A 24,771-nucleotide genomic window follows, 5' to 3' on the forward strand; every position below is an offset into this window, starting at 1 on the left:
TTCAAATGAAAAATTTTATAAAAATAATAATAACAGGCTTTTTTATTTTCCTGGTTGGTTCGATACATTCTTGCACAACCGTAAAAGAATATGAAAAAAATAAACTTAATGATGCTGAAATGGTGTTGGGAAACAGAACCATTGAAAAAACAGAACTCAGCTTTCAATCTTACAGAGAAGGTTCTTCGGGAGCCAATGCAGGGAAAGTAGGAGGCGGATGCGGTTGTAATTAAAGTAAAATTTAAGTGTGATTTAAAATGAAAAAAATTATAATAAGCATTTTCGCTCTTTTCGGAATTTTCAACGCAAAAGCACAGGAAAACTCAAATAATGAACAGCCTAAAAAGCTTAGTTTTGATGAAGCTAATTTGGTGTCCAGTTATTATAAGCAGGATGGAAATAACTCGGCGGTTACGGGCGGAATAGGAACAGAAAAATTAACTGACATTTCTAATACCATTGATGTAACAATGGTAAAATATGATAAAAAAGCCAGAAAAAATAAATTTAATTTCAGCGTGGGGATAGATCATTATACTTCCGCCTCTTCCGATATGATAGATTTAAAGGCCAATTCATCCGCTTCCCATGCAGACAATAGAATTTATCCTGCTCTTAGCTGGAGTCGGGAAAATGATACGAAGGGAACCACTTTAATGGCTGGAGTTTCGTTTTCGACTGAATTTGATTATCAGTCTTATGGCGCTAATATCGGTTTTTCGCAAAAAACAAAAAATAGAATGGGGGAGTTTACAGCGAAATTTCAGGCTTATCTCGACCAGGTAAAACTGATTGCCCCGATTGAGCTTAGAACAAATGGAAGCACAGGAGGGGAACACGAAAACTACGGAACCAGCGGAAGAAATACTTTTGCACTGTCCCTATCTTATTCACAGATCATCAACCAGAATTTTCAGGTTGAATTTTTGGCGGATGGAGTTCAGCAGATAGGATATTTAAGTTTGCCTTTCCATCGTGTTTACTTTACGGACAATTCAGTTCATCAGGAAGCTTTGCCTGATAAACGATTTAAAATTCCTTTGGGGATAAGAGCGAATTATTTCCTGGGGGATAAAGTTATTTTGAGAGCGTATTATCGTTATTATACCGACGATTGGGGGTTGAAGTCCAATACATTCAGTCTGGAAACACCGGTGAAAATTTCGCCTTTTGTTTCGGTAAGTCCGTTTTACAGATATTATTCTCAGACAGCAGCTAAATATTTTGCGCCTTATCAGCAGCATACTGCTTTTGATGACTTTTATACGAGTAATTATGACCTTTCGAAATTTAACAGTAACTTTTATGGAGCAGGAATCAGAATCAGTCCGAAAAATGGTTTATTTGGAGTGGAAAGGCTGAATATGCTGGAAATCAGATATGGGCATTATACAAAATCTGTTGGAATGAAATCAGATATTATTTCATTAAACCTGAGATTCAAATAAAATCTTTTCTGGTTATAATAATCAAGATTAAACTCCTATTAAGATGTGTATTGAAAAAGGCGCTACTTAAAACAAGTGGCGCCTTTTGGCTATTTGTTACCTTGACTAGGCGATTGGGTAAAAAAATGTAAAGTAAAATCTATATAGTTACCAAATTTTATTTCAAAAATAGGGTAAATCTCTTTTCGTTGATGGCTTAAATAATACTAAAAGCAGATAGTCTTTTAAAAATTGGCAATACGGACTAATTGTTCAATATTGATTAAACGAATTTTACGTCCTTCAATTTTGATTAGTTTTTCCTGCTTGAAATCATTGAGAATACGGGCTAATGTTTCTCTTGCAGTTCCCACCATATTGGCTAGATCAATTCGGGATAGCGTGATAAAAACATTTTCCTTGGACTCGTTAGATGTATATTTATCATGAAGGATCAATAAGCTGAGAGCGGCCCGTTCTCTAACGGTTCGATGTGATAATACAGCCATGAGGTTGGCCATGACACTAAACTCGTGACTAAGGGACTTTAGTAATAGTCTTGAAAAAACTGATGACTGATCAAGGATGTGTAAGAAATCCTCTTTTGAAATAAATGAGATTACAGAATTTTCAAGGGTTAATGTGGTATCTCCATAAGTCTCATTACTTAAAATAGCAGAATATCCGAAAAATTCCCCCGAACTGTAAATGTAAATAATTTGCTATCTGCCATCATTATCTACCTTGTACTTCTTTATTTTACCTTCATTTAAATAGTAAATACCGGTGGGTTTTGTACCGTCTGTAAATATAGCTTCATGATTACGGTGGTTTTGTGAGATTTTATAAGTGGTCAGAATTGATCACTTTATTTTTTAAGAATATTTTCTCAAAATGTCGTATCAATAAACAAAGTTTCATAAATTTACAATGCATGAGTTTAATGTAACAAATTATGAAAATAGGATATGCCCGGGTTTCAACCAAAGATCAAAATTTGGATTTTCAAATTGAAGCTTTAGAAAAAGCAGGTTGTGAGAAAATTTATCAAGAGAAAATTTCGGGTGCAACAAAAAATCGTCCTGAGCTTGATAGAATGATTGAACAGTTTAGGGAAGGTGATGAACTGTATGTTTGGAGACTAGACCGGTTAGGAAGAAGTTTGAAAAACATTATTGATCTTGTCTTAAGTTTGAGTGGTAAAGGAATTATAATAAAAGGTCTTGTGGATGGTGTAGATACTTCAACTATTAATGGGCGGCTATTTTTAAATTTAATGGCTTCCCTAGCTGAATATGAAAGAGAGTTGATAAGAGAGAGAACTAATGCTGGTTTGCAATCTGCAAGAGCAAGAGGTAGATTAGGCGGAAGACCGAAGGGGTACACTGCAGAAACAATTTCGAAGCTATTACTTTTACGTAATATATATAAGGATGTCACGAAACGTCCGGAAGATATTTATAAGCCTATGGGATTGACTCGAGCAACATTTTATCGGTATGCTAAAATTTTGGATAATCATACGGACGAAGAGATAAAAAATATGGGCCTTAAAAAGTAAAAAGTTCGCCAATCCTAAAATAAATCGAACCATATGACAACTGTTTTTAACTAATTTTCAATTAATTAAAACAATATTTTATATTTGTACCATAATGGCTTTGCGAATATTATATAATTATGGATTGACACAATGCGTAAAGCCAAACGTTAGCAGAAATCGCATGAAATCTCGAAGCATAACAATAGTATTAATATTTTTATTATGTTTTTTCAGCTGCAAAAAAGCTGAGAAACTAAATTCTAAGGATAAAGATGAATATCAATTTGTTATTAATTCAAAAAGAATTTTAAACAATGAGAATCTTCCCAAATTGATTTCAAAACTCGAAAGCACTGAATTACAAACCGAAAATGAGACGAAAAAAATTGATGGAGTTATCTTCGATTTTTTACAATCTTATGATCCTTCTTTTTCGATTGCAAATCCAAATGAAAAATGGAATGCAACAGATGTAATTGCAGATAAAACATTACCGAGAAGAAAGTTACTATATTTTGGAAATGGAAAAAATATTGCGATATTAAATTATAATTTGGGAGGAATTGGAATGTCTACTAAAATTCTAATATTTGAGTTTGACAGCGAAAAAGTAACTGATTTTTGGTGTGGAAGTGTTTTGGTTAATTTAAAAACAAAAGAACAAACGATTGAATATTTAAAAGAAAATATTGACAAAGAATGGGGATTAAATACAAATATTCTTGCATTCTAAAAGGAAATTGCGACTTCTGCTAACATTGGTAACCGTTGCACAACTCCTATTTTAAAAATCATTAATAAATATGACCTCTTTAGAAGCGATTTTAGAGAGGTTTTTGCTTTTTTGGCGGGTAAGTTTTTTTAGGATTTTGAGGGTCTTAATTCAGGGATATGAAGGTCGTATTTTGTAGTTTTGGAAAAAGCCAAGACTTTACTTTTGGAAGGTCTTGAATTTGAGCTTTGCTTTTTACTTTTCGGGCAGAAAATTTGAGTAGTTTCTTTAAATTATAAGATAATGCCGCCATCAAAACATGCTTGTTGGCAGATTTTATGCCGCGAGCATTGATGCGTTTCATCGAATGATGATTGATAGCGTGCCCAAAACAGGCTCCACCGTAGAACTCCGGCGTTTGGTGAGGTATCTTGTGTAGTTTTTATCTCTGTTCAGCTTTTCGTGCATGGCATCGTAAAGTGGTTTGTGAATGCTGTCGTCAAGCTTTTTAAATTTCGTAACTTTCCCACAACAACCCTCTCTAAGTGGGCATTTCCCACAATCTTTTTCACTGCTTCGGTAGACTTTTTTTGTGTAGCCTTTAGAATCGATCGCTTCTTTTTTGAATGGTAAAAAAGCTTTGTTGCCTCCTTCTTTTGTGCATTCATAGCGGTTTTCTGCTTGGTTGAAAACAAAACCCTCACGATGAGATTTGTACTGTCCAAAATTGGGGATATAAGCATTAATACCGCGCTTTTGACAATAGCTTAAACTTTCTCCACTGCTGTAACCCGCATCGGCTAAAATTTCATCGGGTTGTAAATGGTTTTCTTTAAAATTGGCTAAAGTCTGATCCATAATTTTATTAAAAATTGCTGAATCTTTACTCCCAGAAGTACTTCCGCAAGCTCCTGTAATTACGTGATGAGCATCGTCTACTGAAACTTGTCCCGAATAATTCAAATGTCTGGCTTTCCCAGGTTTTACAGAGATTTTTGCATCGGGATCTGTGGGAGAATAATGCATATGGTTTGATAAATAATATCAACCTGGAAAATTTTAATTAATTAAATCCCTCAAAATTCGTTTTAAATCTTTAGAGCAATTAAAAATAATGCTGGTTTAGGATGCATTTTAATATTAACTTTACAGACATATTAAGATGGATAAAAGTTTTATAAAATAATACAATACTTTCCTATCAGGTAGAATTAAACCCATTCAATTAGGTATGAATATTAAAAAAAGGAAATTTGTATTATGAGATTAAAATGCAATAGTAACAGTTTAATTTATATCAGCCAAAAAGTAATTTTAGGTATTAAAAGACCTAATTCTCTTGAAGGAGCAAAAGTCTTAGGTAAGCCCGTTTTAATCAATGGATGCAATATTGCTTTTTTAAGTCACAATAATGATGGGCAGGTGACTTTTTTCATGCAAAATGGGTTTGAAATATCGATTAATACATTTTACGCAGAAGCTGAGCAGATTCTAAATAGTGCTATGCAAGGCAAGGAAGACGAAATCAATTAGAATTTAATATTGTACCAATTAAGCTAATTATAATATATAATAAATCTCAAAAAACGATTATTAAAATAACTTAACAAAGACCATAAAATGGCGCCAACTGTCTTCAGTAGGCGCCATTTGGCTGTTTGTGCCTCGACGAGCGTATCTTCAAACACTTTTATTGATGATTTGGTTCGATTAAGCCAAATTAAACAAGAATTACAAAGTTCATTTTTCATAAGTAACCACAATTTTCTTACAATGTAATGATACAAATTTCATAATTTTAAATTCAAAATTTATTCAGAATTCAATAGTAATTTTGCAAAATGAAAATCCTAATAATAGAAGACGAGATTGATTTGTCAAAAAGTATTGCTGAATATCTTTCGGAAGAAAACTATTTATGTGAATTTGCAACGACATATGTTCAGGCATTAGAAAAAATCAATACGTATCAGTATGATTGCATCATTTTGGATATCATGCTTCCTGACGGAAATGGCCTTCATATTCTGGAAGAACTGAAAAGGCAGGATAAACAAGAGGGGGTGATAATCGTATCGGCAAAAAATGCCGTTGATGACCGTGTGAATGGTCTGCAATTAGGTGCTGATGATTATCTAACGAAACCATTCCATCTTTCTGAATTGATGGCAAGAGTTTTTTCAATTATTCGAAGGAAGCAATTTGATAATTCCAATACCATAAATAATAACGAATTACAAATTGATTTGCTGTCAAAGACTGTTACTATAAATGATCAGCCAATTATGTTAACTAAAAAAGAATTTGATCTCTTGATTTATTTTATCGGGAATAAAAATAAGGTAATCTCTAAAAGTACATTAGCAGAACATTTGTCCGGTGATTTTGCTGATATGCTGGATAATCACGATTTTGTTTATGCCCACGTGAAAAATCTTAAAAAGAAACTTTACGATGCTGGTTGTGACCATTATTTGAAAACGGTCTATGGAACAGGCTATAAATGGGAAAGCTAAAAAAACATTTACAATGAAACCTCTTTTAAGTAAAACGACCAAACCATTCGTTCTATTTTTATTGATTGTTCTTACGATCAGTATTCCTGTTTATTATTATGTAATTGATGTAATATGGCAGGATGAGTTGGATGAGCATAATGAAATCGTTGCTGAAAAAACAGCACATGAACTTAATCGATTAAATATTTCTGCTGAAGATTTACAAAATAATATTGCACTGTGGAACCAGATTCAGCCAGGTACCAATATTGAAAAAATTACTTCTCAAAAACTTCCAAAAGATTCAATTTTCACAGAAGAAAAATATAAACCGTTTTCTGCGGACCCTACGATAGAACGCTACAGGTCTTTGAGAAAAGTTGTTTTCATAAGAAATTCACCTTATCTTTTTACCATTGAGACGAATATTGAAGAAACGGAAAGCACCATAATGATCATAAGCTTTATTACATTCTTTTTCTTTACTCTAATTGTTATTGGTCTTGTTATTCTGAACAGAAGGCTTTCCAAAGTTATTTGGGCACCTTTTAATGATACTCTTAATCAGTTAAAAAAATTCAATCTTAATAATCAAAACAAGATCAATTTTATAAAAACAGATACAAAAGAGTTTGAAGAGCTCAATGAGTCATTAGGCAGGTTGATTGATCATAGTGTTTCTGTATTTAAAGGCCAGAAAGAATTTACAGAGAATGCATCTCACGAGTTACAGACGCCATTAGCCATCATAAAAAACAAGTTAGATGTATTATTGCAAAGCAAAGATTTAACGGATCAACATTATGAGATTGTTGAGGAAATAAATATGGCCTTAACCAGAAGCTCAAGAATAAATAAAAATCTTTTATTGTTGGCTAAAATCGAAAATAGTCAGTTTGATATTGTCGAAATTAATATTGATGAACAAGTAAATCAGAGTATCAATAATCTTGAAGAACACATTTATCAAAAAAATATAAACCTTTCTACTAATATTCAGGAAAATGTAAAATCTCGTGGTAATATATCTTTAACCGATGTATTGATTAATAATCTTGTGATTAATGCGATCAGACATACTGATATCGGAGGAAATATTAAAATAGATCTATCAAAAGAATATTTCAGCATATCGAATTCCGGATCCGAAGGATTAAACCCTGATTTAATATTTAAACGCTTTTCAAGATTTTCTAATGATAGTAACGGCAGTGGACTTGGACTTGCAATTATCCGTGAGATATGTCGATTTCAGAATTGGGAAATCTCCTATACTTTTGAAAATAATCATCATACTTTTTCTGTCAAATTATAAAGTTCTAAATTTCTTCTAAATTCTAAAGTTTCTTTGTAATCATAATACGATGCCTAATCAAAGTATATCGTTGGTGTCTTGATTTTTACAATTTTAAACTTTATAATATGAGAAAATTTATTTCAATTGCGGCAACTTTTGTCACCTCGGTTGCGGCCGAAGCGCAGGAAGTTTCGTCGACGAAGAACGATACGATGTCTTATGTGAAGTCAAAACGTATGAGCGACGCAGATTTGGCGAAGAAAAAAGAAGGAACTTTTGTAACGGGGATTCCGGATATTTCTTCAGATCCGGTCACAGGGTTTGGTTTTGGAGTACGAAGCAATTTTATTTGGAATGGTAAGAGAGATAATGAATTATTTGCCTACACTCCTTATCTGATGAAGCTTAAAGCCAATGCTGCCTATTACACCTCGAATGCGAGAGAATTGGCATTATCACTTGATGTACCTTATTATCAAGGGACACGTTGGCGTTTTAAAGTAGATTTTAAAGCTCAGCAAAATCCTGCAAATCTTTACTTCGGTCTTAAAGAGAAAACGTTGGGCAACATCAGCCTTCCATCCAATGAAAATGTAACTTTTTCAACGTACAAGGATTTCGACAAAGCCAGAAAAACGTTACGTCCCGGAACTGCAGGGGAAGCACAGTATGCCACAGACGCTCTTTCAAACCGTTTTCGTGAAACTGAATTTATGCTTAATCTAAAGGCTGATTATGCTTTAGGAAACGGAAAATGGAGATTAATGGGAGGCTATGAAATTCAGCATTTAAATTATGCCACTTTTGAAGGAACAGAAGCAGAGGCAATCGACCCAGTAACTGGTGGAGAAATAAAAGCTCCTAACGGAACATCACTTTTAAGGCGTGATTTTGAACAGGGAAATATTTCAGGAGTTGATGGTGGATGGGTTTCAATTATCCAAAGTGCTCTAATTTATGATACAAGAGATTTTGAGCCGGATCCTTCAAGAGGTGCTTATTTTGAAATAGCTAATGAATATTCAGGTAAGGCGATAGGTTCACAATTTAATTTTGATAAATTATTGATTCAAGGACGTTATTATCAAAAATTACCATTTGGTCCCCGAACTGTTTTGGCAGGTCGTGTGGGAGTTGGAAATGTTTTTGGTAAAAACGCACCATTTTTCGAATATCAGGATCAATGGAGTCCAGAAGGTAGTATCAACGCAATGGGAGGAAAAGCTTCTCTAAGAGGATACAGAGCAAACCGTTTTCTTGCAAGATCAATGTGGTTCGCCAATTTCGAATTAAGAGCAAGAGTTGCTGAAACCAATTTATGGAAACAGCATTTATCATTTACAGTCGCACCTTTCTTTGATATGGGAACAGTACGTGACCGTTGGCAAGACCTTAATTTTCAAAAAATTAAATACTCGTATGGAGCGGGACTTCGAATTGGTTGGAATCAATCAACCATTTTGTATTTTGATTACGGTAAATCGAAGGAAGACGGATTATTTTTCTTCGGAATCGGTCAGAATTTCTAGTATAAAATACGTTCTTAATTTTCAAAAAGTTAGAGTTCAATTTAGAAAATTCAAAATTTCTTCAAAATTGGACTCTAATATTGCTGTCTATAATTTAACTTATGGCAGCTCTAAAAATATCTAATTTAGTAAAAAAGCTATTCTCAGGACGGTTTTCAGTACTTTTCAGTACATTAAGTTTATATCTTTTACTATCATTTCTGATCAGAATAATTCTTCTAATTTGGTCTGCAAAGGATATAGATTTTAATTTTTTATATCTTTTAAGGGCATTTTTCACAGGATTTCTTTTTGATATTACGATTGGGACTTTATTCCTCGTTTTGTATTCAGTTTATCTTTTTATTTTTCCAAAGCGATGGATAGGATCTGTTTTCGATAAATCTTTTACTTATTTTTATCTGACTTTAATTTTTATCATTATTTATTTTAGTCTTTTGGCAGAAATTCCTTTTTGGGATGAGTTTGGTGTAAGATTCAATTTCATTGCAGTTGATTACCTGATTTACACGTATGAAGTGGTGGAGAACATTAATCAGTCTTATCCATTGCCGGTTATTGCATTGGTATTAGTAGGATTAATTGTCTCAACGATTTTTATTTTTAAAAAATTAAACGTTTTCAAAAATACTTTTTCAGATAAAATTTCTGTTTCAAGTCGTAGTAAGTACATACTTCCTTTTGTCATCATTTCAACTGGATTAGGATTTATAATGAAAAATAAACAGGCAGATTTCAGCAATAATTTAGTTGTGAATGAACTTGGAAAAAATGGAGCATTTTCATTCGTTTCAGCATATCAATCAAATGAATTGGATTATGAAATTTTTTACCCGAAACTTTCGGACAAAGAATCGTACTCTGTTGTGAAGAAAAGTCTTTTGCAGGAAAATCAAAGTTATACTTCAACAAAATTTGATGATATTTCCCGAGCAACAAAAGGTAGTAAGGAACAAAGTCCGAATATTATTTTAATTGCAATCGAAAGCTTTAGTGCCGATTTTTTGAGCGAATTCGGAAATAAAGATAATCTGACGCCGAATTATGAAAAACTGGCGAACGAAAGTATCTTTTTTACGAATCTTTACGCAACTGGAACAAGAACCGTACGTGGAATGGAAGCATTAACATTATCAGTGCCGCCAACTCCTGGAAACAGTATTGTGAGAAGACCTAATAATGACAATTTATTTTCAGTTGCTTCCATTGTAAAATCTAAAAATTATCAGTCTTACTTTATTTATGGCGGAGACGGATATTTTGATAATATGAATAATTTCTTTGGCGGACAAGGCTTCGATATTGTTGATAGAGACAGAGGAAATCCATTGTCTGATAACATTAAAACCCAAAGATTCAAGATAGAAGATAAAGAAGTGAGTTTTGAAAATGCTTGGGGAATTTGCGATGAAGATTTGTACCGACAATCGATAAAATATGCTGATAAAAGTACAGCAGAACACAAACCGTTTTTCCAATTTGTCATGACGACTTCCAATCATAAACCATACACTTTTCCTGCAGGAAAAATTGACCTTCCGCAAGGAGAAAGAAACGGTGCCGTGAAATATACAGATTATGCTTTAGGAAAATTTATCAATGACGCAAAATCAAAGCCTTGGTTTAAAAATACAGTCTTCGTAATTGTTGCAGACCATTGTGCAAGCAGTGCAGGGAAATGGGAAATTAATATTGCAAAACACCACATTCCGGCAATTATTTACAACTTAAATCAGCCTAGTCAAAAGATTGAAAGACTGACATCTCAGATTGATATTATGCCAACATTATTTGGTTATTTAGGTTGGAATTACAACACAAGCTTGTACGGAAAAGACATTAATCAAACTAAAGCTGGAGACGAAAGAGCTTTTATCGGAAATTACAGAACTTTAGGAATGCTGAAAGGCAATGTTTTTACTCAGATCGATGACCGCAAAAGAGTAAAACAGTTTACAGTTTCAGGAGAAGATAAATCTTTGTCTGAAGTCAAATCAAAGAATAATTCTCAGGTTTCCGAAACAATATCCTATTATCAAACGGCAAGCGAAAGATTTAAGAATGGAAACATGAAAGTAGATAAGAATTAAAACCAATTAATTATTTGTAATCTATAATACAGTTATTTAATAAGATGAATACAATTTTGGGATCTATCAAACAATTTGATCTGGAACTTTTTTTTGCCATAAATAATGTACATAATGCCTTTTTTGATGTCATCATGTTTTGGGCGAGTGACAAATTATTTTGGATTCCTTTTTATGCCGTCTTATTATTTTTTGTAATAAAGGTGTACAGAAAATTCAGTATTTACATTCTATTAGCTATTGCGCTTACAATAACGATGTCTGATCAAATTGCATCGGGAATTATCAAGAAAACCTTTAAAAGACTAAGACCTTCTCACGAACCAGATTTGATTTCGCTAATTCATTTAAGTAAAGCAGGTCCTGGCGGAATGTATGGTTTTGTTTCTTCACACAGTGCGAATGCCTTTGCATTGATCACATTTTTGTATTTTTTACTTCCCAAAAAATACAGTTGGCTTAAAGCAGTTCTTTTATTATGGGCATTATTGGTTTCTTACAGCCGAATATACAATGGGGTACATTATCCTTCGGATGTTGTCGGGGGAGCTGGTGTGGGAATTTTTTCAGGATGCATCGTTTGGATTTTATTTAAAACGATACTTACAAAAACGAAGTCTGCCCCTATAAATAGTTAAATGATCAAATCATAAAAAGTATGAGGAAAGAAAGATTGATTTTTTATCAATCTTTTTTTATTCAGAATTTCTACAGAATCAGGTTTCATCTTTACCAAATAATTGGTAGAATATGAATACTTTACAAAGATATTTCGCTCGGACTTTTTTGATTTTGATGATTTTAATGAGCTGTTTAAAACTTGATGCACAGTCAAAAAATACTCTACCATATTTTCTTGCAACAGCAGAGACAAATAGTCCGGTTTTGAATGATTATAACAATCAAATTTTTTCAAACCGAATTGACAGTTTAAAATTAAAAGCAACGTACGGTTTTATTCTTACAGGAGAAGGAACAGCAGGATATTCACCAAATATAAAAGGTTGGGGATATGACAGCTCATTAACAAACGGACAATCTCTTTTTGCAGGCGTTCGTGTTGCGAAAGAATTTATCAGTCGAAATAATCTGAACACCCGATTGGCAGGAATTAATGCAAGTATTTCTCAGGTTTTAGCACAAAAAAATATAAGCCTTCAGACACTTAGAAAACAAATTACCGACCAGTATATTGCAACATATGCAAGTCAGCAACAATATGATTTAAGCAAAGAAATTATTCATTTGCTGAATCAGGAAGATATTGTATTAAAAAAGCTGACACAAGCTTCGGTTTTTAAGCAAACTGATTATCTGACCTTTAAGGTAACACTTCAACAAAACGAGTTGACCTTAGAACAACAAAAAGCTGATTGGCAGAACAATTACTCTTTATTAAAATACTTATCGGGAATTGTTGATGACACTTTCGAACCTGTTGAAGCTCCTGAATTTAAAGAAGCGCTTACTCCAGCTTCTTTTGACGAAAGTATTTATGAAAATGTTTTTAAAGCTGATAGTTTGAAACTTTCCAATGATGCTAAAATCATCCAGTACAATTACAAACCTAAGATTACAGCTTTTTCAGATGGTGGCTATCAGTCTTCATTTACAAGTACTCCATATAAAAACTTCGGAATGAGTTTCGGAGTTGGTGTTACCATTCCTATTTATGATGGTCATCAGAAAAAAATGCTATTGCAACAAAATCAGTTATCGTTACAAACCCGAAAAAAATATTTTGAACAAACCCAAAGACAATACCAACAGCAGATTATTCAGATTAATAATCAGATGGAACAATATGATAAATTAATAAACACTGCTAATCAGCAAATTATTTATTCTAAAACATTAGTAGAAGCCAATGCCAAACAGCTTCCGACAGGCGATGTGAGAATGGTTGATTTTATCTTATCAATCAATAACTTATTAAGTCTCAAAGGAAACATCATCCAGTATAACACGACACTATTCAATCTGAAAAACCAGTTACAATATCTAATTATTCAATAATTATGAAAAATATAATTACTCTCATCATAGTATCTATCCTTGTTTTCAGTTGTAATAAAACAAGCGAAACTGTTCCTACTGATACAACTGCAGCAGCTGCAAAACCTAAAACGTTGGTTAGCGTTACATATCCATCTGATACAGCTCAACTGAATAATACAATTACGCTGAATGCAACGGCAACTTATTTACTTAAATCAGATGTGAAAGCCAATTCCACAGGTTATATTACAAAAATGACCGTCAAGTTGGCAGATCACGTTGGCAAGGGTTCGGTACTTTTCCGATTGCAGACCAAAGAAGCAAGAGCATTGGGAAATACCATTAATAAACTGGACAAATCTTTTCGTTTCAACGGAACAACAACAGTTACCAGTCCGGCAAACGGATATGTTGCTGCGCTCAATCATCAAATCGGAGATTATGTACAGGACGGAGAAGTTTTAGCAACCATTACCGATGCAAGTAGTTTTGGTTTTGTAGTCGATGTCCCTTATGAATATCTTCAAATCATTAAAAGCAAAGGTTCTTTACCGATAACTTTGCCCGACAATACAATTTTGCAGGGAAGAATCGCAAAGGTAATGCCTTCTGTTGATGCGATTTCTCAAACCGTAAAAGTGTTATTACAAGTTTCCAGTAACAATATTCCTGAGAATTTAATTGGTACCGTTAGCTTTTCCAAAACTTCCGCTTACGGACTCTCAGTTCCTAAAATGGCAGTAGTTAGTGACGAAACGCAATCTTCTTTTTGGGTAATGAAATTAATTAATGATACGACAGCCGTAAAAACAGACATTACAAAAGGAGTCGAAACCGATAAATATATTCAAATTAAATCGGGAAATCTAACAACGAAAGACAGAGTAATTGTATCAGGAAACTTTGGATTGAGTGATACTGCAACTGTGAAAATACAAAAACCTTAATCCGATGAAATGAGCCAATGGAATCTCGTCGAATGATAACAGAATTTACTTTGGCGAATTCCATCTGATAATTTTAAAAAAATATATAACTACAGATGAAAAAGTCTTTTTTTGTAACCTACAGAAGTCCTTTGCTGGTATTGATTTTCCTGATTTTAGCAGGAGGAATTTATTCTTACACTAAAATTCAGTCGGCTTTATTTCCGCAAATTACTTTTCCGAAAATAAAAATTATTTCAGATGCAGGTCAACAACCTGTGAATCAAATGACGATTGGAGTGACCAAAGTTTTGGAAGATGCGGTGAAAAGAGTACCGGATTTGCAGGTTTTGAAAAGTACAACGAGCCGTGGAAGCTGCGAAATTTCCGCTTTTATGGATTGGAATGTAGATGTTGATTTATCCAAACAGCAGATAGAAAGCAGTATTAATCAGGTTAGAAATCAATTACCGCCTGACGTTAATATCTCTGTTGAGAAAATGAATCCGTCGATTCTACCGGTAATGGGATACTCGTTGAATTCCAGTTCAAAAGATCCTATTGAATTAAAACAATTGGCACTTTATACCATCAAGCCTTTTCTTTCGCAAGTTCCAGGAGTAAGTGAAGTCAGAATTATTGGCGGACAGGACAAGGAATTTCGTGTTGTGATGAATCAGGCAATGATGGCGAGATTGGGAATTGCCCCCTCTTCTGTGGAACAGGCGATTAAAAATACCAACTTCATTAAATCGAATGGATATTCTTCTGATTTCCGATATTTATATTTAACACTTACTGATGCTCAAATTCGCAATGAAAGTCAGTTGAAAAATCTGGTTGTAAGCAACAACGCAAACCGAATTGTTTTGTTGGGTGATATTGCTCAAATCAATGTTCATAATGCCAAACAATATATTAAAGTTAATGCCAACGGACAGGAAAGTATTCTGATTGCTATCATACAACAACCAAATGCCAATGTTGTGGATTTAAGTATAGCAATGGAAGCTAAAATTGCTGAATTGCAGAAAACTTTACCGAAAGATTTGGTTTTAAAACCGTATTACGTTCAGGCGGATTTTGTAAATGATTCCATCAAAAGTGTTACCGATGCTTTATGGATCGGATTGGTTTTGGCGATTATCGTTGCCATTATTTTTCTCCGTTCCTGGAAAGCGAGTGCGGTTATTTTGATCACGATCCCGATCACCTTAAGTCTTACAATGTTGGTTCTTTATACGATGGGACAGACCTTCAATATTATGACTTTGGGAGCAATTGCAGCTGCGATAGGATTAATCATTGATGACGCAATTGTTGTCGTGGAACAAATCCATAGAACTCACGAAGAACATCCTGAAAAATCTTCCAAAACTTTAGTGCAAAAAGCAATTAATTATTTATTAAAAGCAATGGTTGGTTCGTCGCTTAGTACAATTGTGATTTTCTTGCCATTTATGTTGATGAGTGGAGTTGCAGGAGCTTATTTTAAGGTAATGACAGATACAATGATTATAACGTTGATCTGTTCATTCTTTGCAACCTGGATCTTATTACCCATCGTTTATTTACTTTTATCGTCAGGCAAGAAAAAAGAAAATAATCTTCAGCATCACGATGTGAAAGAAAGAAAATGGGTGGGGTTTTTCATTAGGAAACCATTATTCAGTTATGCATTTATTTTAATATTAATTGTTTTAACAGCGGTTATTCTTCCTAATATCAGTACAGGATTTTTACCGGATATGGATGAAGGAAGTATTGTTTTGGATTACAATTCACCCCCGGGAACTTCACTGGAAGAAACCGACAGAGAATTAAAAGAAGTTGAAAAAATTATCACTTCAACACCGGAAGTTCAGGCTTACAGCAGAAGAACGGGAACGCAAATGGGATTTTTTATTACAGAACCCAATCGGGGAGATTATTTAATTCAATTAAAGAAAAACAGAAGTAAAACCACGAATGAAGTGACCGATGAAATACGTGCAAAAATTGATGCTTCAGGTTTACCGTTGACTGTAGATTTCGGACAGGTAATTACAGATATGTTAGGTGATTTGATGAGCAGTGTTCAGCCGATTGAAATCAAAGTTTTTGGGACAGACCAAAAGGTGATTGAAGATTATTCTCAAAAGATTGCAGGAATTGTAGAAAAAGTAAACGGTACAGCCGATGTTTTCGACGGAATTGTAATTGCAGGTCCATCAATGGTTGTCACTCCGAAACTGCCTGTTTTAGCACAGTATAATATTTCATTACCAGATTTTCAGAATCAGCTGCAGGCCAATCTGGATGGAAATGTTGCAGGAAATATTTTTGATCAGGTTCAGTATACACCGATAAGATTATTATACAATGAAAAAAGCAACCAGTCTTTAAGTGATATCAACAACAGTATGATTGCTCTGCCCAATGGAACTTTAAAACCGCTGAGCGAATTTGCGACAGTAAGCGTTGTTACCGGTACAGCTGAGGTAAACAGGGAAGATCTACAGACTTTAGGAATTGTAACGGCAAGATTGGATAACGGAAATCTAGGCGGAACGATTCAGGAAATTCAGAAACAGATTGATCAGAAAATAAAACTACCAAGCGGATATTCTGTGGTTTATGGCGGTGCTTATGCGGAACAACAGCAGTCTTTTAAAGAATTGCTCATCATTTTGGTGGTTTCCAGCTTATTGGTGTTTTCTGTGATGTTGTTTTTATTCCGGAATGTTTTGGTGGCTTTAATCATTTTATTTGTATCTATTTTAGGACTTTCGGGAGGAATTTTATTATTGTTTCTAACGAATACACCCCTGAATGTCGGAAGCTACACAGGACTCATTATGATGGTCGGAATCATCGGCGAAAATGCCATTTTCACTTATCTGCAATTTCATGAAAGTTTAGCAACGAAAACAAAAGAACAGGCGGTAATTTATGCTATCAGTACAAGACTTCGACCCAAATTAATGACCGCTTTAGGAGCTATCATTGCGTTAATGCCTTTAGCATTGGGAATCGGAACAGGAGCGCAAATGCATCAACCTTTAGCGATTGCGGTTATTGGTGGATTCATTGTGGCTTTACCACTTTTATTGATCGTATTGCCAACACTATTAAGTAAAATCAAATTTAATCAAGATGAAATAAACAATTAATGATTTGTTAAAATTGGCAATGAAATAATTCAGAATTTCTACAAAGTCGGATTTCATTTTTACAGAAATTTTTTTACAAGCTAAAAAGTATTTAAAATCTGTAATCAAAAATAATTATGAATACGATTGTCATCAAAAATTATTCACGACTGAAACTTTCTATATTCCTTGTGCCACTAGCTCTTTTGATTTTAATTGTTGGATTTCTATATAGCAAAAATGCATTATCTGTTAAAGGATACATTCAGGCTCAGAAGGAATGTTTTTATAATTTGAATTCAAGATTAGGTCAGTTTCCGAATCTGGAATATAATCTTACTCAGTTTGGAGATGCGCTTATTTTCTCATCATTTTTAGCTTTGATATTTATTTCAGCACCAAAAATGTGGGAAGCATTGCTATCTGCTTCACTTTTATCTTGTTTATTTTCAAGTTCATTGAAGAAAATATTTGCAGTTCCAAGACCGGCGGGAGCTTTTGATAACAACAGTTTTGTGATTGTAGGAAAAACATTGGCAGGTCATAACAGTATTCCTTCGGGACATTCGATTACGATTTTTACATCGCTTACGATTGTATTATTTGCATTTTTTCCCAAGAAAATAATGTATAAAATTTTATGGATTTTTGCCATACTGTTTGTCGGTTTCATTCTTATTTTGACGAGGGTTGGAGTAGGAGCACATTATCCGCTGGATACTATTATTGGCGGAATTATTGGATTTGTTTCCGGACTTGTCGGAATTTTTATATGCCGAAAATATAAAATCTGGAGTTGGATTGGGAATAAAAAATATTATCCAATTTTTATTCTGTTATTTTCTGGTTGCTGCATTTCATTAATCAACAGAATAATTAATGAAAATTTGATTATTTTTTATTTAGCATTCGTTAGCTTAGTGGTTTCATTATATAAAATTGTTACGGTATATGTTAAAAAATAATATAAAACTGATTCATTTTGTTTTATTGATAAGTTTACTAAATTTTCTGTTTTTTCATTTTCCATTTTTCAGTTTTGTTTTTGAAAACGTTGATTATAAAAGTATTAGCGGTATTTTTCTTATCATTAGTTTAATAATTTTAATGTTAGTTGCCAATGCTTTTGCTTTCTATCTGTTTTATTTTTTGTCACGTTATGTAGGAAAATTTTTATTGGTTATTACTTTTATCATTAGTTCAATCGCAGTATATTTTATCAATACATATAGCGTTATTATTGATGAAAGTATGATTGGAAATGTTCTGAATACAAATTATTCTGAATCAAGCACTTTTTTTTCCTTTAAACTAGTATTATATGTTCTTTTATTGGGAATTCTTCCAAGCATCTATATCATTAAAGCTAAAGTTACCACTGTTCCACTGAAGAAATTTTTCATTACAATTTCTCTTACACTTTTATTTATGCTGACGATGGTTTTCGTAAATGCAAGCAATTGGCTTTGGATTGATAAAAACTCAAAAACACTAGGCGGATTGGCAATGCCTTGGTCTTATTCGGTGAATATTTCACTGTTTTACATTCATAAAAGTCAGAAAAATCAAAAGGAAATTTTACTGCCAAATGCAACTATAAAAGACAATAAAAAATCGGTTGTTGTTTTGGTAATTGGAGAGTCTGTTAGAAGGGCGAACTTTTCTCTTTATGGATATAAAAAAGATACCAATCCATTGCTTTCGAAAATTCCGAATGTCCATCATTTCAATGCGAATTCTAATGCAACTTATACAACTGCAGGTGTGAAAAGTATCTTGGAATATAAAGATACAGGCGACTTGTATGAGATTTTACCTAATTATTTAGACCGAAATAATGTTGAAGTTATCTGGAGAACCACAAACTGGGGAGAACCTCCTGTTCACATAAAAAATTATCAGGACAGAGCTTTTTTAGTACCAAAATGTAAAGGCGAAGGCTGTAGTTATGATGAAGTTCTTCTGACTGATTTGAACGGGCAGATTTTAGCAAGCAAAAAGAATAAAATACTGATTGTCCTTCACACAAGCACCAGCCACGGACCAACTTACAGTAAGAAATATCCTTTACAATTTGAAAAATTCAAACCGGTTTGTAATAGCGTGGAATTGGGAAAATGTTCTCAAACCGAATTGATGAACGCTTATGACAACACGATTGTTTACACTGATTATATTTTATCCAAAGTCATTGAGGATTTGAAACAACTGAAAGATTATAACAGTGCAATGATTTTCGTTTCCGACCACGGTGAATCTTTGGGCGAAAAAAATCTTTATATGCACGGATTGCCGCTGAGTATGGCGCCAAAAGAACAGTACGAAATTCCATTTATCGTTTGGTCTTCCGATGATTCAAAACAATTGAAACCGAATAAAACATTGTCTCAGCATAATGTTTTCCACAGCGTTTTGAATTTTCTAAATGTACAAAGTCCGATTTATGATGAGAATATGAATATTTTTAAGTAGCAGATAATTAGATAATAATCACTTCCACAATTAAAAACCATCAATTTTATACAAATTGATGGTTTAATTTTTCATTTCTTTATAGAATTCAGATTCTATACAGTTTTTCCATAAATATTTGTGGGTGATAATTAATTTTTAAAAAAATAATAGATCCCTACTTCAAAATGGAAAAATCTTTTTTATTGCTCTCTTTCTTATTCTTCCTAAATATTTCCGGTCAAACATCGAAGGACGACATTTTAGGAAAATGGATGGCGACAGACAAAAGTGTAGCCGTTCATATTTATCGTGAAGGGATTTCTTTTAAAGCAAAAGTGATTTGGTTTGATGAAAGATTGGGAAGTGGAACTCCGATGAACACACGTGTTGATTCTCACAATCCAAATCCAAAATTACGGGGTACTAAAGTTATCGGAATGGATATTTTGGAAGGATTGAATTATAATTCCCAAAAGCAACAATGGGAAAATGGAAAGATTTACGATGCTTCAAGCGGAAAAACCTGGGACGCTTTTGCCGAAATTAATGATGAAGGACAAATGTATGTTCGAGGCTATTGGAAATGGAAATATCTGGGTAGATCTCTTTACTTCACAAGAATTAAAGAGAAATAACACTGAAATCCAAATTCAGAATTAATTCAAAATTAGGTTTTTATTTTGTCGCTATAAATTAAAATTTATGAAACCATTTTTTTTCAATGATACCAATCTAAAACCTTTATTAGCGGGTATTTTTACTGTATGCCTGATTACTTTCGTTTTACTCAGCTTATATGTCATGGTAGAACCTCCCCAATATCTGGATATTCACATTTCAAAGGAGATACAAGAAAACCAAAATATATATATCAATAATGTTATGATAGGGATCAGTTCTTTAGGAAGAACAACAGTTTCTGTTATTATAGTAATATTTTTCTCATCTTTTTTGGCTTTGAAGAAACATAAAAAGGAAGCTCTTCTAATGATATCGACTTTGTTCTCAGGAGTTTTAGGTTTGGGTCTTAAGATATTAATTAACAGGCCACGACCTACACAAGACCTTGTACTACTGCTGGAAGATACCAAATATCAAAGCTTTCCAAGTGGACACGTTTTGTTCTACACCGTATTTTTTGGATCTATAATTATGATTATAATGACTTTAAAAATTTTCAGTAACAAAATGAAAATATTTCTTGCAGCTGCTTGTCTCGGAATGATCTTTATGGGTGCTGTTTCCAGGGTTTATTTAGGAGCACATTGGTTTACGGATGTGCTTGGTGGATTTATTTTAGGAATCTTGTTTTTATTTATCACGGGCCACTACTATCTCAAAGATTCTTGGATTGGTAGTAAACTTTAACTAAAAAAAATCTTTATGAAGATATTAATTGTAGAAGACGAAGTGGCTTTAAGTAAAAGCATAGTCAGTTATTTAAAATCGGAAAATTATCTATGTGAGGTCGCAGGTAATTTCACCGACGGTATCGAAAAAGTGGATTCCTACGATTACGATTGTATATTATTAGATATTTCATTGCCCGATGGAAACGGTCTTAATGTCCTTAAGTTTTTAAAGGAAAATAATAAGACCGAAGGTGTTATTATTATTTCTGCCAAAAACTCAATAGAAGATAAAATTGAAGGATTAAAATTAGGAGCAGATGATTATATTCCCAAGCCATTTCACTTATCGGAATTGAGCGCGAGAATCGCTGCAGTTATTAGGCGTAGAAAATTTAATGGAGATAATATTTTGATCCTGAATGAAATTACGATTGATATATTGGCCAAAACAGTTGCGGTAAACAATCATATCGTTGATCTTACAAGAACAGAGTATGACTTGTTGCTTTATTTTGCAGTCAATAAAAACAGAGTGCTTTCAAAAGCCGCTATTGCAGAACACCTTTCAGGAGAAGATTTATATCTGTATGATAATTACGACTTTATCTATGCTCATATTAAAAATTTAAAAAAGAAACTTGCTAAGGCCGGAAGTGACGACTACCTAAAATCTGTCTATGGTATGGGATATAAATATGAAATCTGATATGAAACTTATACATTACATATCACGTAGATATATTATTTATTCAACGATAATATCTCTTATTGCTATTCCTCTTTTCTACGTTTCGTTGCAGCATTTATTACTTAAAGGTCTTGATGAAGGCATGAAGCAGCAAAAAAGCTGGATTGAAAATAAATTGAAGACTGAAAAGCCCAATGCTATTTCAACATTTGAAAATAATATAACAATAACGCCTATAAAGGAGAAGTTTCGGAAATCTGAACAATCTTTCAATGAACCTGTATTTGTAGAAGCTGATCATGAAACCGTTATGCACCGTGTTCTGCTTTCTAATGTCAGTGTAAATGGAAAAAACTATGTGATCCGCATTCAAAAATCAATGATCGAAGATGAGGATCTTTTACAGAACATCCTATTGCTTCAGTTTGTATTTATTTTGATTCTTATTGTTGGTCTTGGCTTAATTAATTTTTCAATTTCAAAGAAACTTTGGTTACCGTTTAATGATATTGTCAATAAAATGAAGGGATATCGAGTGGATATAAGTGACAAACTTAATTTTATGCCAACCAGAATTTTTGAATTTAAGGATCTTGAAAGTTCAATCAGCGATCTGGTGAATCGCAATGGCAAATTGTATAAGGCCCAAAAAGAATTTACCGAGAATGCTTCTCACGAATTGCAGACTCCGATTGCTGTTTTTACCAGCAAACTGGAACTCTTGATGCAGACCAGTCCTATCACCGAAGAGCAGGCAGAACTCATCAGCGAAATTTTTTCTGCCGGAGAAAAGATGCAGCGAATTAACAGAACATTACTGCTGCTTACCAAAATCGAAAATAACCAGTTTCCAAATGTTGAAAGGATCGTACTCAAAGATGTATTGGATGGCATTATCAGTCAGTACAAAGATACTTTGCAGTTAAAGGATATAAATTTAGATATCCAATTCAACAATAGTTCTGTAATTACGGCAAATCCTATTTTGATCGACATCCTGTTCGGAAATCTTTTTTCAAATGCTCTAAGATATACGGATGAAAATAAAACGATAAAAATTGAAATTAATAGAGAAACGCTCACTTTCAGTAATGATTCAAAGAATGGTGTAGGAAAACTAAATGAATCTGAATTATTTCAACGTTTCAAGAAACAGTCAAATGACAATAGAAGCTTAGGTCTTGGTCTTGAAATTTGTAAAAAAATATGCAATCTTTATAATTACGATATTCGGTATGATTTTGTAGAAAACAGGCATTCTTTTACAGTTTGTTTTAAATAAGCTGATTTCTAAAAATTCAGCATGTCTACAGAATTGAATTGCAGCTTTGCCATGTTTACAAATTTCAATTACTTCTATGAAGAAAATTATTACCCTTATTACATTAATCTGTGTAGTTCATTTATCCAATGCTCAGATTAAAATTTTATTTGATGCAACGAAAGCTGAAATGGCTGGTAATGCAGATTGGGTGATCGATGCAGATCTGCATAATCTTAAAGCAAATTCCAATGGAACTGTCACCACAGGTGGAAGTCAAAGCAATCCTCAGAGAATTCCATCACCCGCACAAAGCGGTATCACAAGTTCTACCTCTGAAGCGTATTGGAATGGCGCATTAAGCGGTTGGGCAGTTGATCTGGTCAAATTGGGTTATGCCGTTGAAACTTTACCGTACAATGGAAGAATCAGCTATGGTGATTTAACTAATACACAGGATCTTTCTCTTTATAAAGTTTTTATTATTGATGAACCTAATCTGAAATTTACAACAGCAGAGGCTAATGCGCTAGTAAACTTTGTTCAAAATGGAGGCGGTTTGTTTATGATCAGCGACCATAACATCAGCGACAGAAACAATGATGGATGGGATTCACCAGCGATCTGGAATGATATCCTGCAAAATAATACCGTACAGACAAATCCGTTCGGGATTACTTTTGATCTTGGTAATTTTAGTCAAACTACTAGTAATTTTGCCTCACTTCCAGCAAATACAATTTTACACGGAATTGTTGGAAATCCTACACAAATGCAATATTCAAACGGGACTTCTATGACACTTAATAAAGTGAATAATTCCGCAGTTCAGGGTTTGATTTTTAAAACAGGTTCTTCTACAACAGGGCTTACAGGAGCTATGGTTGCAACAGCAAGTTATGGTACCGGAAAAGTGGTGGCTTTGGGCGATAGTTCGGTTCCTGATGACGGAACTGGAGATTCAGGTGACAGTCTTTACAATGGATATACAGGAGATGGCAACGGAAATCACAAACCATTGCTTTTAAATGCTGTTATCTGGCTTGCAACTGCTACAACCAACCTTCAAACCTCAGATTTAAGTTCAAATAATTTGATGGAAATATATCCGAATCCTACTTCTGATTCTATTTTTTTTTAAGGATTTAAAAGCTGATTTTTCAGGATGTCAATATGTTATTTCTAATGTTTTAGGTGAGAATCTGGAAGTTTCTAATCTTGCTTCAAACAAGATAGATTTCCAGAAATATCCAAATGGAGTCTATTTCATTTCTTTAAATTCTAAGAATGGAGTTAAGACATATAAAGTCATTAAAAAATAATATTTATTCTTCAAATAAATTTTCAATTTACTTTCAAAATTCAGTATCTCTACAGAATTGAATTTCAACTTTACAGTATTAATTTAAAATATTATAAAATGAAAAATTTAATGTTAGCAATGTCTCTATTATGCGTAAGTACATTGGCATATTCTCAGAAGAAAAAAGAGAAAGATGAAAAAAAAGAGAATGTAGAAGTTCCGGCTGTTGTGGAAAAGGCATTTCAAAAGGCTTATCCTAATACAAAAGCAGAATGGGAAGATGAAGGCGGAAAACTTGAAGGCTCTTTTAAATACAAAGGTCAGGAAATGAGTGTTGTTTATAACGCACAGGGAACTTTAGAAGAAAAGGAAGTTGAAATTAAAGCTAATCAGTTACCAGCAACAGTTTCAGCTTATATTACAAAAAACAAATTAGGTAAGATCAAAGAAGCTGCAAAAATTACAAAAGCAAATGGTACTGTAAATTATGAAGCCGAAGTGTATGGTGGTGATGCTTTGTTTGATGCAAAAGGTAATTTTATAAAACTTCAGAAAGATTAGA

Annotated in this window: 23 protein-coding genes and 1 pseudogene; 22 read left to right on the plus strand and 2 right to left on the minus strand. The window is 33.4% G+C overall.

Annotation, left to right across the window (positions count from 1 at the left end; all coding sequences use genetic code 11):
- Positions 1–5: 5 nt before the first annotated feature.
- Both U9K52_RS01460 and U9K52_RS01465 read left to right on the plus strand, forming a co-directional pair.
- Complete coding sequence (locus U9K52_RS01460) at positions 6–233, plus strand: DUF4266 domain-containing protein (protein WP_322924727.1); 228 nt, start codon at positions 6–8, stop codon at positions 231–233.
- Between the two features lie 24 nt (positions 234–257).
- Positions 258–1,448 (plus strand): DUF3570 domain-containing protein, encoded by a 1,191-nt coding sequence (locus U9K52_RS01465; protein WP_322924729.1) that lies wholly within the window; start codon positions 258–260, stop codon positions 1,446–1,448.
- 224 nt (positions 1,449–1,672) lie between these two features.
- Here the strand turns inward: U9K52_RS01465 and U9K52_RS01470 are convergent, their stop codons facing one another.
- On the minus strand, positions 1,673–1,936 hold the full coding sequence (locus U9K52_RS01470) for a Crp/Fnr family transcriptional regulator (protein WP_322924732.1): 264 nt from the start codon (positions 1,934–1,936) through the stop codon (positions 1,673–1,675).
- Positions 1,937–2,382: 446 nt separating this feature from the next.
- Here U9K52_RS01470 and U9K52_RS01475 point away from each other — a divergent pair, with 446 nt between their 5' ends.
- On the plus strand, positions 2,383–2,988 hold the full coding sequence (locus U9K52_RS01475; protein WP_322924734.1) for a recombinase family protein: 606 nt from the start codon (positions 2,383–2,385) through the stop codon (positions 2,986–2,988).
- A gap of 163 nt (positions 2,989–3,151) precedes the next feature.
- Complete coding sequence (locus U9K52_RS01480; protein ID WP_322924736.1) at positions 3,152–3,703, plus strand: hypothetical protein; 552 nt, start codon at positions 3,152–3,154, stop codon at positions 3,701–3,703.
- A 145-nt stretch (positions 3,704–3,848) separates the two neighbouring features.
- Here U9K52_RS01480 and U9K52_RS01490 read toward each other — a convergent pair.
- Positions 3,849–4,708: pseudogene (locus U9K52_RS01490) on the minus strand (transposase).
- A gap of 234 nt (positions 4,709–4,942) precedes the next feature.
- Between U9K52_RS01490 and U9K52_RS01495 the strand changes: the two are divergent.
- The 18 genes from U9K52_RS01495 (at position 4,943) to U9K52_RS01575 (ending at position 24,770) form a co-directional block, all read left to right on the plus strand.
- Positions 4,943–5,215 carry a hypothetical protein gene (locus tag U9K52_RS01495; RefSeq protein WP_322924742.1) on the plus strand — a complete coding sequence of 91 codons (273 nt, stop codon included), beginning with the start codon at positions 4,943–4,945 and terminating at the stop codon, positions 5,213–5,215.
- A 308-nt stretch (positions 5,216–5,523) separates the two neighbouring features.
- Positions 5,524–6,198 carry a response regulator transcription factor gene (locus U9K52_RS01500; protein ID WP_322924744.1) on the plus strand — a complete coding sequence of 225 codons (675 nt, stop codon included), beginning with the start codon at positions 5,524–5,526 and terminating at the stop codon, positions 6,196–6,198.
- Positions 6,199–6,211: 13 nt separating this feature from the next.
- Complete coding sequence (locus U9K52_RS01505; protein WP_322924746.1) at positions 6,212–7,495, plus strand: HAMP domain-containing sensor histidine kinase; 1,284 nt, start codon at positions 6,212–6,214, stop codon at positions 7,493–7,495.
- A gap of 107 nt (positions 7,496–7,602) precedes the next feature.
- Positions 7,603–9,006, plus strand: coding sequence for an Omp85 family outer membrane protein (gene omp85 / locus U9K52_RS01510; RefSeq protein ID WP_322924748.1), 1,404 nt, complete (start codon positions 7,603–7,605; stop codon positions 9,004–9,006).
- Positions 9,007–9,443: 437 nt separating this feature from the next.
- On the plus strand, positions 9,444–11,096 hold the full coding sequence (locus tag U9K52_RS01515; RefSeq protein WP_322924750.1) for an LTA synthase family protein: 1,653 nt from the start codon (positions 9,444–9,446) through the stop codon (positions 11,094–11,096).
- A 44-nt stretch (positions 11,097–11,140) separates the two neighbouring features.
- Positions 11,141–11,734 carry a phosphatase PAP2 family protein gene (locus tag U9K52_RS01520; protein WP_322924752.1) on the plus strand — a complete coding sequence of 198 codons (594 nt, stop codon included), beginning with the start codon at positions 11,141–11,143 and terminating at the stop codon, positions 11,732–11,734.
- 166 nt (positions 11,735–11,900) lie between these two features.
- Positions 11,901–13,112, plus strand: coding sequence for a TolC family protein (locus U9K52_RS01525; protein WP_322924755.1), 1,212 nt, complete (start codon positions 11,901–11,903; stop codon positions 13,110–13,112).
- Positions 13,113–13,114: 2 nt separating this feature from the next.
- Positions 13,115–14,041, plus strand: coding sequence for an efflux RND transporter periplasmic adaptor subunit (locus U9K52_RS01530; RefSeq protein WP_322924757.1), 927 nt, complete (start codon positions 13,115–13,117; stop codon positions 14,039–14,041).
- Positions 14,042–14,136: 95 nt separating this feature from the next.
- Positions 14,137–17,172, plus strand: coding sequence for an efflux RND transporter permease subunit (locus tag U9K52_RS01535; protein WP_322924760.1), 3,036 nt, complete (start codon positions 14,137–14,139; stop codon positions 17,170–17,172).
- Positions 17,173–17,288: 116 nt separating this feature from the next.
- A complete protein-coding gene (locus U9K52_RS01540; RefSeq protein ID WP_322924762.1) occupies positions 17,289–18,116 on the plus strand; it encodes a phosphatase PAP2 family protein in 828 nt (275 codons plus the stop codon).
- The gene (gene eptA / locus U9K52_RS01545) at positions 18,103–19,623 is read left to right on the plus strand and encodes a phosphoethanolamine--lipid A transferase EptA (RefSeq protein WP_322924765.1); all 1,521 of its coding nucleotides are present in this window, start codon (positions 18,103–18,105) and stop codon (positions 19,621–19,623) included. Before U9K52_RS01540 ends, eptA begins: the two co-directional genes overlap by 14 nt.
- A gap of 167 nt (positions 19,624–19,790) precedes the next feature.
- Entirely contained in the window at positions 19,791–20,240 is a 450-nt protein-coding gene (locus U9K52_RS01550) for a DUF2147 domain-containing protein (RefSeq protein WP_322924767.1), read from the plus strand.
- Positions 20,241–20,307: 67 nt separating this feature from the next.
- Positions 20,308–20,973, plus strand: a complete 666-nt coding sequence (locus U9K52_RS01555; RefSeq protein WP_322924769.1) for a phosphatase PAP2 family protein — start codon at positions 20,308–20,310, stop codon at positions 20,971–20,973.
- A gap of 15 nt (positions 20,974–20,988) precedes the next feature.
- Entirely contained in the window at positions 20,989–21,663 is a 675-nt protein-coding gene (locus U9K52_RS01560; protein WP_322924771.1) for a response regulator transcription factor, read from the plus strand.
- Between the two features lies 1 nt (position 21,664).
- Positions 21,665–22,927, plus strand: a complete 1,263-nt coding sequence (locus U9K52_RS01565) for a HAMP domain-containing sensor histidine kinase (RefSeq protein ID WP_322924773.1) — start codon at positions 21,665–21,667, stop codon at positions 22,925–22,927.
- Between the two features lie 76 nt (positions 22,928–23,003).
- The gene (locus U9K52_RS01570) at positions 23,004–24,047 is read left to right on the plus strand and encodes a hypothetical protein (protein WP_322924774.1); all 1,044 of its coding nucleotides are present in this window, start codon (positions 23,004–23,006) and stop codon (positions 24,045–24,047) included.
- A gap of 37 nt (positions 24,048–24,084) precedes the next feature.
- Positions 24,085–24,228, plus strand: coding sequence for a T9SS type A sorting domain-containing protein (locus tag U9K52_RS21365; protein WP_416232845.1), 144 nt, complete (start codon positions 24,085–24,087; stop codon positions 24,226–24,228).
- Between the two features lie 98 nt (positions 24,229–24,326).
- Positions 24,327–24,770 (plus strand): hypothetical protein, encoded by a 444-nt coding sequence (locus U9K52_RS01575; protein ID WP_322924776.1) that lies wholly within the window; start codon positions 24,327–24,329, stop codon positions 24,768–24,770.
- Position 24,771: the final 1 nt, after the last annotated feature.

Origin of the sequence: Chryseobacterium sp. MHB01 (assembly GCF_034651565.1) — a bacterium.
In the GTDB taxonomy this organism is placed as follows: Bacteria; Bacteroidota; Bacteroidia; order Flavobacteriales; family Weeksellaceae; genus Chryseobacterium; species Chryseobacterium nepalense.